The organism is Chlorogloeopsis fritschii PCC 6912 (assembly GCF_000317285.1).
GTDB classification, from domain to species: domain Bacteria; phylum Cyanobacteriota; class Cyanobacteriia; order Cyanobacteriales; family Nostocaceae; genus Chlorogloeopsis; species Chlorogloeopsis fritschii.
The window spans coordinates 67,022-79,432 of sequence record NZ_AJLN01000081.1 but is presented as its reverse complement, the minus strand read 5'-3'; the positions used below and the strand labels follow the sequence as shown (position 1 = coordinate 79,432).

General features: G+C 42.5%; 6 protein-coding genes. 1 reads left to right on the top strand and 5 read right to left on the bottom strand.

The genetic code is table 11. The features are described from left to right. Positions 1-98: 98 nt before the first annotated feature. Positions 99-833, top strand: coding sequence for a glutathione peroxidase (locus UYC_RS0115075; RefSeq protein ID WP_016872777.1), 735 nt, complete (start codon positions 99-101; stop codon positions 831-833). A 257-nt stretch (positions 834-1,090) separates the two neighbouring features. On the opposite strand, the gene UYC_RS0115070 is transcribed toward UYC_RS0115075, so the two are convergent. The 5 genes from UYC_RS0115070 to UYC_RS0115050 form a co-directional block, all read right to left on the bottom strand. Continuing rightward, a complete protein-coding gene (locus UYC_RS0115070) occupies positions 1,091-4,060 on the bottom strand; it encodes a substrate-binding domain-containing protein (RefSeq protein ID WP_016872778.1) in 2,970 nt (989 codons plus the stop codon). A gap of 772 nt (positions 4,061-4,832) precedes the next feature. Then, a complete protein-coding gene (locus tag UYC_RS0115065) occupies positions 4,833-5,669 on the bottom strand; it encodes a DUF928 domain-containing protein (protein WP_016872779.1) in 837 nt (278 codons plus the stop codon). A gap of 75 nt (positions 5,670-5,744) precedes the next feature. Further along, a complete protein-coding gene (locus tag UYC_RS0115060) occupies positions 5,745-8,087 on the bottom strand; it encodes a CHASE2 domain-containing protein (RefSeq protein WP_016872780.1) in 2,343 nt (780 codons plus the stop codon). Between the two features lie 41 nt (positions 8,088-8,128). Continuing rightward, the gene (locus UYC_RS0115055) at positions 8,129-9,091 is read right to left on the bottom strand and encodes a DUF1822 family protein (RefSeq protein ID WP_016872781.1); all 963 of its coding nucleotides are present in this window, start codon (positions 9,089-9,091) and stop codon (positions 8,129-8,131) included. Between the two features lie 351 nt (positions 9,092-9,442). After that, complete coding sequence (locus tag UYC_RS0115050; protein WP_016872782.1) at positions 9,443-12,115, bottom strand: CHAT domain-containing protein; 2,673 nt, start codon at positions 12,113-12,115, stop codon at positions 9,443-9,445. Between the last annotated feature and the right edge of the window lie 296 nt (positions 12,116-12,411).

The window sequence follows — 12,411 nt, the reverse complement described above, 5'->3', positions numbered from 1 at the left end:
GTGCCCACCTTACGGTTTGCTGACAAAATCTGCATATTGACATCCATAATCATAATGAGTACGCTTTAGAAAGAATTTAAATCAAGGAGCTAAACTTAATGTTGCCAAACCACGAAGGACAAAAAGTACCCAACGTTACCTTCCGTGTGCGCCAGAACGATCAGTGGGTGAATGTGACAACTGACGAGCTATTTAAAGGTAAAACCGTAATAGTTTTTGCTTTGCCAGGAGCATTTACCCCTACCTGCTCTTCAACTCATGTTCCAGGCTATAACCAATTGGCAAAGACTTTTAGAGAAAACGGTGTAGATGATATTATCTGCATCTCTGTCAATGATCCTTTTGTGATGAGTGAATGGGCAAAGGATCAAGAAGCAGATAATTTGTGTTTTATACCAGACGGTAACGGTGAATTTACCGAAGAAATGGGAATGCTCGTGGATAAGTCAGACTTAGGTTTTGGCAAAAGATCCTGGCGCTATTCCATGTTAGTAAAGGATGGCACCATTGAGAAAATGTTTATTGAGCCAGAAGAACCGGGCGATCCATTTAAGGTATCTGATGCAGAAACAATGCTTAGATACATCAACCCAAATGCGGCGAAACCAAATTTGATTTCTCTATTTACAAAACCCGGTTGCCCCTACTGCGCTCGTGCCAAACAGATGCTAAAAGAAAACAGTTTTGATTACGAAGAAATTGTTTTGGGTAAAGATGCAACAACTCGTTCTTTGCAAGCAATAACAGGTGCAACGACGGTTCCACAAGTTTTTATTGATGGCAAACGTATTGGTGGTTCTGAAGCTTTGGCAGATTATTTGAATGCAAGATAAAGCAGGGAAAGGGAAACGGGTTGGGGGAACAGTTTTAAAACTCTTTTATTGCTAAAAAACATAGATCCCCGACTCCTTAAAAGTCCTGTCTATTGATGATAACGAACACAGATAAACACAGATGCACACAGATGATTTATCTGTGTTTATCTGTGTCCATCTGCGGAAAGTTTGAGCGGAGGTTTCCTCCGATCAAAGCTTTCCAAGACAGTGTTCGATTTCTAAAACATAATTTTTAATTCACATCATAATGTGAATTAACTTTCAGAATACTCTGTTGGAGTTTCTTGAAAAAACTTCACGCGAATGGATTTAGTTTTTTCGCTATCAGCAGCAGTGGCATTCATCACGTATTCGATTAAGCTGTCTGTGAAAGGTATGCGCAAGTGGAAGGTACCATCTGGTTTAAGTTTAATCGGATGACCGCCAATATTCACGTTTGAACCAGGTTCCGTGGCTCCGTGGATAATCAGTTCTGCATCTGCTATGAACCAAAAATCTTTCTCTGGACGGTTGAATACACGAGCAACACCTGAACGGGCAAGTAACAACCAGCGACTATCATCAGTTACATAGCCAAGTTCTGCCATATAATCGCGATCGCTCGCAGGAATAGCTACATAGCGATCGCAAATTGTTTCCTCACATTCATATTGCTGTACAAGAACGGGAGTTTGATAACTCAAATCGATGCCAGTAACATCATAGAGTCTCAATGCAAATTGAGAACCACCGCGCTGCCGCAGCATTTCCTTGGTAGTATCGGCAACCTGCCAACATACATAAGCCCACTTGGGAGTACGAGGTACAAGAACAATTCTGTTCTCAACATCTAAATATTGAGCTTGAGCATTTACTTTATCCACTAATGCAGTTTCATCAGTACTGGGAATCTCCAAATGGGCATTTAAATTTTCATTATCGTGGATGCCGTAAATTGTAGCCCATGGCCCGATAGTTGAATCAGTTTCCGAGTTGCTATCTTGTTGAGTTATGTCTTCTAAAACATTAGAACTGGGGGTAGATAATTCCTGATATACTGTATCTTCCTGAATTACTGTATCTTCTCCGGCTTGCGCTTGCATACCCAATTCATCTTCGCCCAGATCGGGTAGTTCCGGAGCGGAAGTATTCATTGCAACTGATGTTTCTAAATCCGAACCAAGGTTGGAAACATCAGGCAGTTCCTCGATTGCAGCTGTTGGATGTGCAGATTGTACATCTTGTTGAGTAATTTCTTCCCAAACATCGGGTAAGGGAGGATATGCAGTACTGTCAATTATGTTTGGTGTTTCTAAATCCGGCAATGAAACTTCAGCAGCGTTTGGTGGTTCGGGCACAAAAGCTATGTCTTGTGTTTCCGGAATCTCATCCACTGTGGGAGGTGTAGGATCTTCTTGTGGCGATTTTACCTCTGCATCTAATGAAATCTGCGGAACATCTGGTGGTTCTGAATAAGTAGTTATTACTTGTGTTGACAAGATTTTCTCTTCAGATATATCTTCCCAAACATCTGGAAGTGAGGGATATCCATCTTTTACTACTTCAACATCACTATTATTAACTGAAGTTCTCTGCAAATCGGTGTCTGCTCCTTGAGCAAATAGTTGCTCCCCAGATGTAGTTTCTGTTGGTGTTGTTGGCGGAATCTCCTGAGCAGGAGCGTGAAGTGAATCTGGTAATGGTGTGTAGGAATTCCTAACAACTGTCACCGGCGCTTCTAAATCAAATCCAGTTGTCTCAGCAAAAGAGGGTGTGACTGGAGGTGTTGATTTAATCGTTGTTTCATCAACCTCAGTAAATGTGCGATCGCGGTCTACTATTTGTGAATCTTTGCTCGATAATAAGGTTGCTCCTGCTGCTACAGAATTTCCATTATTATGCGTAAGATTTTCTGCTTGATTTTGGTGAGATGAAATTTTAGATATTTTTTGTAGCAGGTTGGATTCACCGATTTGAGTTGCACCATTGCTAGCAGCACCAACACCTGCCATCTGGGGCGATCGCGTTTCTTCTAGAGCGGGAGTTGGCTCGGATGTTGCGACAACTTCTTGTGTCTTATTTTTGGGTTTTCTTCGCAACAACCACAGTAATATTCCGCCTAAGCCTAAAACGGGTAACACCAACCACCAAAGTGCTGTTTGGTTTTGCTCTGTTTGATTGTTATCAGTGGGAATATTTGCATCAGTTACAGTCGCTGGAGATTCAGTAACTGTTGTCGGTGAAGCGCTTGTAGCTGGAATTTCTTCTGGAGTGGGTGTTGCAGTCGCAGTAAAGGGAACCGTTGCTGTAGCTGGTGTCTGAGTTTCTCCTTGAGATAAGCTGGCGGCGATCGCTTCTGCTTCAGCAGTCATCGCAGCCTGCACAGCTTGCTTTCCGGGCGAGTTGGTGGCAAAGCCCAAAAAACTACTCACGTTTGGGCTGGAATTTTTCTTGTAAACGTAGACAAACGGTTGTGAAAAAGGATACCTAGAATCTTCTGGCAAAGTGTTATGTATCCTGAGAACTCGCACACCTTCGAGTTTAGATATCTGACTGGCTAAAACGTAGCTAATGCCGTCTTTACCTAATTGCTTGATCACTTCGGCGGTGTTGTCATCAGTTAGTTGGGTAGCAGTAGCACCTGTAGCAAATTTAGCTCGTCGGAAAGCTGGATAACTGCGAAAAGCTTGTCTAGATTCATTTGTAGCTGGACGATCTATAACCCGAATTTTTCCTGGGCGTCTCCCTAATTGTGACCAATTTGTAATTTGTCCTCGAAAGATCCTGGCAAATTGCCGATTCGTCAAACTGCCTTTGAAGGGGTTGTCTGCACCTACTACGATCGCTATTTTTTCTCGCCGTAACCTAACTTGTTCCAAACCTTGCGCTTTCTCTTCTGGTGTCAAACCACGGCCAATTGCTGCTATATCTATCGTCCCTTCTTGTAAAGCTTTCAGTGCCGCCTCAGTACCATTAGCTGCTACTTCTACCCTGGCACCAGCAAACTGTTGCTCAAACCTTTCTTTCATGGTTTGGTTAATTGTAGCCATGCTACTCGAACCATCGATCCGTACTACTGTATCACTTGGTACTGTTGACGGCAGTGAGAAAGACGGAACATCAGCAGCAGATTGGGCTAGTGCTGGTTCTGACAGCACCAGATTTGCTGTCATCGGGGTTGTTGCTAATGTCAGCAGTAATGCCAGATTGACTATGGAACTATCTTTTTTGTCTTTTTGCCACATATGCTTTTTAATTGAAGATAGAGTAAACAGAAAACTAGCCTGTCCTAATAGCTGTTTTTTCTAAGGCAGATCGCGCTAATTATACAACCGAGTTATTTCTTTTGTTACAAAGATAATCGTGTCTTTTTATACTTAACCTCAACTCTACCTTGCTTGGCGATCGCATCTGTCTCACGTTTATATTTTTTTAAAGGATTTTTAATTAAACTTTTTTAAGAGAAGATGAGCAATTTTGATTTATTTTTCTGGGATTGGCAAGCAGATTGATGTTACTGAGAGGTATTTTCGATTTCATGTCAGAAAATACCCATAGTTGCTTACTCAGGTAGATTGTACTTGCTGAGTAATTATTTACTGCCTGAGATGTCATTAATCACAGCTTTTTGATTACTCATTAAAATCTCATAAGATTAACACTAAATAGATAATTGAAATTACTGAAAATATAAATTTATACAAAAATTTATTTATTGTAAGAAAGATTGATTCAATAGACATCTTCTGTTACAACAGCCCACCACCCTAGTTACCAGGTTGAACCTAGTAAGCAATTTTTGTAGGGTGGGCACTGTTCCCAACCTAAAAATAAGGGTTTGAGGAAAATTAGGTAGTGCCCACCTTATGGTTGGCTGTTGTTGAGCTTGGTGCAGTAAGCAATTTTTGTAGGGTGGGCACTGTTCCCAACCTAAAAATAAGGGTTTGAGGAAAATTAGGTAGTGCCTACCTTATGGTTGGCTGTTGTTGAGCTTGGTGCAGCTTGGAAAACTCACGATTAATTAGAAACTAAAGGTTGAGTTGCCAAATCATTTAAGCCGATCGCTGTTAACAAATTTGTCCACTCTGTCTGGAGGTAGCGATTGTGAGGATGTTGTTGGCGTAGTTCTGCTAATTTTGTCAAAGCATCATGCCAGAAGCCATTGTTAGCATAAATTACGACTTGCTGTAGCGGTTTTGCTTTTTGCAGTTGTTTCGCCAAAGCTTGATTAATTCCTGTGCGTATAATCACTCCTTCAACATAAACAGGAGCTGATTGTTTTTCGCGATCGCAGTAAATATTCAAGAACCAGCGGTATCGTTTGCCTACTTTTAGCGCAGCAATGCTAGCAGGTAAAGGAACATCAATTACGCCTGCTTGTTTCGGTAAAGCGATCGCACTTGTGTAGAGTGGATCTTTGGACTCATCATCTAGCACCGTAAACTCAGCTGGGTAGGCAAAACTAGTGGTGTAGGGTAGGTAAAACCACAATTTTGGATATTCTTGCGTCGTCAATCCCCAGACATTGACTATCGATGGTGGTTGCTTTGTTAAAGGAACTAAAGCAGTTAAGGGCATTTTGACAGCCGGACATTCTCCCCTTGTGGCTCCACCAAATCTGCGTCCCCCAGGAGCAGGGCCTAGTCCTGGAGGCAGTTCTGGCAAAACAACACGCACTCTTCCCTTACCATGAGAAGGAGTAGCTGGTGGTGATGGATTTAAGATTGGTTTTGGAGTTGCTGTTGGAATTGGCACAGAAGACTGTGCTGAAAATAACGTAATATTACTTAGAAAGCCAGTGCTGCTGAGGGCAACTGCTACAACCAGTTTGACCGATGGTAAACTAATCTTCATACGCCCTCCCTCATTTCAATAATTGTCCAATATTAAGTAACTATACCTATTAACTCTTAAAAATTAATCAGCCGATCAATTTTGACTTCTTAATTTTGAATACTGAATTGATGTAACGCTAACAGTACCGAGTAGTGTCAGTACTGAGGGTACAAAAGGCACCCAATACCCCCGGATCAACAAACTCAAGCAGATAATGTAAACAATTCCAGAGGAAACAATCACAATCGCTACCAAGCGTGGCAGTGAATGTCGTATTTGCCAAGCGAGCAATCCTCCTGCTACAGCCCAAATCCAGATCCACACTACCTCAGCTAGTGGGTGCCATGTTACAAGTAAAGAACGTCCATCGAGAACAGCACTCAGAATTTGGCTAATCATATGGGCTTGTAGTAATACTCCTGGTTGTTGTTTATCTAACTCAGTCCCATAGGATGTAGCCCAATAATCTGGGAAATCACCTTTGGCAGCAACGCCAATAAGCACAATTCGGTTTTTGATGGCATTAGGGTTGATTGGAGCTGATAAAAGTTGTGTCAGCGTGATTTGTTCGGCAACTTGCTTGCCAGAACGATAATTTAGCAGTATTTGACCGCCATTAGTGTCGATGTTTTGATAACCGCCCCTTCGCGATCGCAAGCGTTGTAAAATAATTTGACCAAGCTGTAAATCTCCCTGGGATGTAAACTGCGGTTGAATGCCGAGAGAGTGCAAATAATGGATTGCCAGCTGCGTACTGAAGGCATAGTTTGCAGGGCATGGTGATGCTGCTTCTTGTTTCATAGCTAGTAGATGCCGACGCACCACTCCATCTTCATCATTGACGAAGTCGCTAAAACCTAAACGGGGAGGGGGAATTTCTGGTGGCGGTGCAATGCCAGTGGTATTGGCTCTGGCGTAACTACCTTTACAAACCCCGATTAAATTGTCGGTTTCTTTGAGGCGCTTGATTAAATCTGGAGATTCAGCAGGGAAATCGCGGTAGATATCTAAACCGATCGCTTGAGGTTGGTACTGTTGAAGTTTCTCCAATAGAAGATTGAGATATTTGTCAGAAATAGATGTGCCTTTTAAAGGTTCGCCTTCATGGCGTTGGGCGGCAATGTCAGCATCATTAATTGTTACCAACAAAAGGCGCGGATCTGGCCCTTCATCGATAACAACAGAGCGCGATCGCATCATGCCATCAAAAGCTTGTAATTCCCAACGTTGTAAAAGCCCAAAAAATCTTACTCCCACCACTGTTGTACTTATCACCGCGCTGGCAAGTAATATTTGAGTGAAATTACGCACAAAAGACGAAATAGCAATTGGTTTAACTGCTTTTTTGACAGCAATCCTGCCAGTAATGTCTTGCCAGGCGGATGGAGCTTCCGCAAGATTCTGGCAAATTACTGGTAACCAACTAGCACAGGGAAATTTATCTTCCAATCCTTGCAGTTGTTCTCTTGCTTCCCGCACTGCTAAATAAAAACGCTCACCAGCAGCAAATCCTTCTAGAAAATACTTTAAAAACTCCTGCGCTACCAAATCAGGAACAGGTTCGCGCATGACAATTATTTGAGGAATATGTAAGTCAGCTAACTGTTCTGCCAGTCCCAAACCATCACAAGAGTTGAAAATTGCCAGTTGTAAGCCCCGCTCTACAGCTTTTCTTAAGGCGTATTTTAATTCACTAATAGTCAGGCTATCAGTTTGATTGAGAAATATTCGCCCAGCACCATTATTGCCTTGGCTAGAACTGTGTCCAGCAAAAAAAAGAATATCCCAGTTTTTCTGCCAGAGAAAGTCATTTAATTCTTTTCGTTGTGGTTCTACCAAAAAACTTACATCAGCCCCAGGCAAAGCCTCCAACAATGCTTTGTCTCTTTGAGTATTAATTCCCTGACTGTTGCCGAGAATCGCTAAGATATTTACCTTATGATTAAGTGTTTTTTTGGAAGCTATTCGTTCGTATCTCAGAGGTGCTATAGCAATTTCAGCCTTACGGTAACGTTCCATGACATCCCAAAGATGCCAGGGCAACCGCTGCAGATCGCGATTATCTGTTTGCAATATGACTCGCACTTCATCCGCAGGCAACAATTGTTCTAGCCATTTTTCCCGAACAGGACGAAATTCTGGAGCCAGTAGCCAACTGTTGAGATGCGATCGCAAAATATAAGCAGTTTGGTCACAGTCTTGAACTATTGATACATTTGTTACCTGTACCTTGTCGGCAGATAGGCGATAACGGTTGCCCATCTTCAGGTAACTAGACTGCCACTCTCTATACATTTGTAACAATTCGATTGCCGGAGGTAGCCTGCCTGCAATTTCCGATGAAGGTAGCTCACCTTCTGCGCCAATTTGCAGCGTGACAGCAAACCCTTTGTCAAAACTACCGTCTGAGAATTTCAGAACTACTAACTTACCCATAAATAAAAAAGTATGAAGTCTGAAAACAAACCTTCATCTGACTAAATCACAAAGCGTTCTGTAACTTGGGCATCATTCAGTGCTACTTGAACGCTAAACTGCTCTGTTGGTTCTCCTCGAAACTGCAATTGAATATAGTTGTCTGCACTTCTGGCTTGGGCTTCTAAAAACACCGCTCCTGACTGATCTAAAACTGTAAGTTTTACATCCGGTGGAAGGTAATTTTGACTACCTGTGGGATGCAATTGTAGGCGAACGCTAACTTGTTGATCTATTTGGGGGCTAATTTCCACAATTAACATGACGAATTGGCTAGCAATTTGGATTCCCAAATCAATCAGTTTTCCCCGGCGGACAAATGGTTCTTGCTGATTAGCGGGAATTTTTTCCATCACATCTCTACTTCTAAACGCAAAAGCTGGTGCAAATTCTGGTTGATTCCACAGGGATTCTAGCGTTTGCCATCCTGCGTCAAAGATTCCTACAAACCACTGACTCAAGTTCACTGCTTCTGGAATTAGTGACTGTGGTGCAGGTGATAGGTGTTCAATGAGAGCTTCTAGAGGTTGCAGTTGGCTTAAAGGCAATTCTTCAGAAGCAACACTGCGAACAAAACCCAACACTTTTGCTTCCAATTGGGATTCATCTACTTGCACAACTACATAACCAATCCGTTCTTCCCAAGTTTCTGGGGGAATGTAACAAAATTGCTCGTGTAGACGGATGGGGCGACACTCTAAACTTCCAATTCCCGGTAACTCTAAATCAGCTACATCAGCGCACATACGTATAACAGGGTTCCAACTGTTGCTACTCCTTAAATCAGTAGGAATATTCATCATTTGCAAATAGTTATTGACTATCAGCACACAAAGCGTATTCAGACGAACTCGTTCAGCACTTTCAGGAGTGGGTTGCTGATTGGCAAACTGCTGGGCAATTGTGCGAGCTGCTTGGGTAATAGGCAAAGTTAAAGCCTTATCATCTAGCTCAAATGTAGTCATAAATTCATTTCCCAGAAATGGATGCTGCTGTATACATATCGCTCTTAATCACGCAAATTACGCAAAAAAATAGTTAGAAAAGAGCCACTGCAACGGTGGCTAGTAACGATTTGTAGCACCTGGTGTAGGAGTTTATGTAGATATTTCTTTTATTAAAGAAAGATTGCGAAAAAAACACCCTTATTCACATCAAGCAATTTTTGTAGGGTGGGCACTGCTCATAACGTAACAATAAGGTTTTGAGTTTTGTAGAGTTTTGTAGGGTGGGCACTGCTCAGAACGTAACAATAAGGTTTTGAAGAAAGTTAAGCAGTGCCCACCTTATGATTATTGAGAAAAATCGACCACCAATTATAACCAATTTCCAATTAGCACATAAGCAGACCAAAAACTCGGTGCGTTGTAGTTAGGATGTTGAAGTAATTGAAGTTGAGCGCGGCGCAGAGCTTCTACTTTGGTGATGCCAGGATTTTTTAATTCTCGATAGAAAGCACCAATCAACTGGGCTGTCGATTCGTCATCAATCTGCCACAGAGAAGCTACTGTACTGCGTGCACCTGCGCGTACAGCAACTCCAGCAAGCCCTAGTGCCGCACGCTTGTCTCCTGCTGCTGTCTGACAAGCACTTAATACTAATAGTTGTACTGGTGTTGAGCTGGTTTCATCCCGACGACGCAGGATACTGTCGAATTGCGTCACGTTAATTGGGCCATCAGCAGCTAAAATAAAGGTATGCTCGGCACGGGAACTAAATTGACCGTGGGTTGCTAAATGCACTACGTTAAAAGAAGCAGCATTAACTTTGTCCTCTAGTGCTTGACTGGTGAACTGCCGATCTAAAAGGTCGGTAGTTGATATCCCAGTTTCAGCAATCATTTCTATTTCACTTTTGATCGCAGGCAAGGGTGAAAAGTTATAATAACCTGGTGGTGGCTGAGTTAAACCTGCAGTAAGAGCTTTTAGCTGCTGTGGTTGTAGTGGTTTGGGATCGAAAAGTTGCAAACCGGCGCTTAAAGCAACAGCATATTTCTCTATTAAATATTGGTTGCCATCGTAGAGGACAGACATTGGCAGATTACGTAACACCCCATCTGGTATGAATACTAAGGTGTTCACTCCACTTGCTGATAATTTTGATTCAATCGGTTTAACCAGCCAGTTATACACTTTTTGTGTCTGTAGTCTCACTGCTTTGATTGCCGCAGGGTTAATCAGGTTGCGTCGCAGTTCTATTACTGTTTTTTCTACTTCTGCTTGAGAAATCTTGGTACGATAATATTGCAAGGGTTGTTTGGGAATTTTGACGATTACCTGGAGTTCTTCAGGCAGAATAATTGGGTATAAAATAGCAGCAGTGGGATTTTCTTTGTCTACTATTTGGTCTATTAGTACTCGCTGACCTTGCAAACAAGCCTGCCGAAAGAAGTTATCTAATTCTGCTAGTTGTAGTGCTTCTATGCGCTGGCGTGCTTTCTCTAAAGCTTTTTCATCTGGTTGTTTTTGTTGTTCTTGCAGCAGTAATTGCACTGATTGCCGATAGACTGGTTCGACACTATCTCGAAAGTTAAATCTCAAATCCTGGTTAACTGCCACTAAATCGCTACGAAGAGACTGGAGAGTGTCTACCGCTACATCATATGCTGTGATCGCTCCCTTTAAATCTCCTTGTGCTTTCAAGAGTCTTCCTAGCTGCCATTGCCAGCGATAAGCAATTTCTGGGGCATTGCTCGCTTGTGCTAACACTAATGCCTGCTGTGTGAGGCTTTGTGCTGCTTGCCACTGCCCGGTTTGTTCGTATAAACTACCCAAACTTCCTAGAGCATAAGCTTGCGATCGCTTGTCATCCAAACTGCGAGCTTGTTGCACAGCCTCAGCTAAGAGTTGGGCAGGTGACGACGCGGAGAAAGAGGAGGGGAAGGATCGCGACTCACGTCTTCTCCCAGTGTCTCCACCTCCCCGTGTCTCCGTGTCCTCTTGTTTCCCATTGTCCTTTTGATTTCCTAACTTGGCGAGACTTTCTGCAAAATTAATTCGAGCGTAGATACTGGCACGGCTGGGGGGAAGTTGCTCAAGTTGGGATTGTAGTTCTGGTAATAAAGTCAAGGCTGCTTCTGATTGTCTCTCCTCAATCAAGAGGCTGAGGTGATTTAGTTGTGCCTGGACTTTTACTATTGAAGAGGGAGATTCTCTAACTGTTTGTTGATAAAAGTTGATCGCTTTTTGTATTTGGTCTTGAGCGCGGGCATTATTACCTAAACTAAAAAGACTGGCAGCAATATGAGCAGAAGATTTTAAGCGCTTGGCGATTTCTAAACTTTGCGAAAGGTTAATTTGGGCTTGTGGCAAGTTACCAACCAACTGAAAGACATCACCCAGTGATCGCAATGTTATTACTTTTTCTAAAGAATCTGGTTGTGATTGCAATGTCTGGTTTAATTGCAACAGTGTCGCTTCTGCACGACGATAAAATCCACTTGACAGCAATGCTTGGGCTTGATTGATTTGCGATCGCACCACACCATTTCGATCCCTGAGTTGAGTGTAAATATCTGCTGATTGCTGCCAAGTTTTCAATGCTTCTTCTGGCTGTCCTATTGATAGTTGCAAACGGCCTTTAATATCCAGTGTTTGAGCCAAAATTTTCGGATTTTGGGTATTTATCTGTCCTGCTGCACTTGTGCTACTGTACTTTTGAGTTCCGTTGCTTGGTTGTTGATAGCCAAGGATATTTAAACTCTGTGCGATCGCAGATTCAGCTTCTTTCCAGGCACCAAGTTGTTGGTAAGCAAGGGAAAGATTGCTCAAGGTTACTGCAAGCCTGTTGGGATCTTTTTGCTTTTGGTATGCTTGCATTGCTTGTTGCAGTACTTGTACTGCTTCTGCAAATCGCCCGGCATCGTAGAGGGCTTTTCCTTGTTGTAAAGGCGAAGCAGAGAGCTTTGTAGAGGTGGAAATAGGAGAAAGGTTACTTTGAGTGAGTTTTGCTAAAGCTGGTGCAGTAGTAATGCATAGCAGAACCGTCATCAATACCAGAGTCAAAAAGCGGAGAGTGGAGGAGAATTGTTGCCATTGTCTCCTTCTCCCCTCCCTCTTGAAACAGGATTGGCAGTAATTTAAAAGTAGAAACCGCTTTCCTGCCATAAACTTTTTGTAGGTTATAGGTTATAGGTTATAGGTTACAGATTACGGGTTATGGGTTACAAGTTATAGGTTACAGGTTACAGGTTACAGGTTAAAGGTTACAGATTAAGGGTTATGGGTTACAAGTTATAGGTTACAGGTTACAGGTTAAAGGTTACAGATTACAGATTAAGGGGTTA

Excerpts from the sequence above, each read along its gene's own strand:
- UYC_RS0115075 (WP_016872777.1), top strand. The coding sequence starts at position 99 with ATGTTGCCAAACCACGAAGGACAAAAAGTACCCAACGTTACCTTCCGT.
- UYC_RS0115070 (WP_016872778.1), bottom strand. The coding sequence starts at position 4,060 with ATGTGGCAAAAAGACAAAAAAGATAGTTCCATAGTCAATCTGGCATTA.
- UYC_RS0115065 (WP_016872779.1), bottom strand. The coding sequence starts at position 5,669 with ATGAAGATTAGTTTACCATCGGTCAAACTGGTTGTAGCAGTTGCCCTC.
- UYC_RS0115060 (WP_016872780.1), bottom strand. The coding sequence starts at position 8,087 with ATGGGTAAGTTAGTAGTTCTGAAATTCTCAGACGGTAGTTTTGACAAA.
- UYC_RS0115055 (WP_016872781.1), bottom strand. The coding sequence starts at position 9,091 with ATGACTACATTTGAGCTAGATGATAAGGCTTTAACTTTGCCTATTACC.
- UYC_RS0115050 (WP_016872782.1), bottom strand. The coding sequence starts at position 12,115 with ATGACGGTTCTGCTATGCATTACTACTGCACCAGCTTTAGCAAAACTC.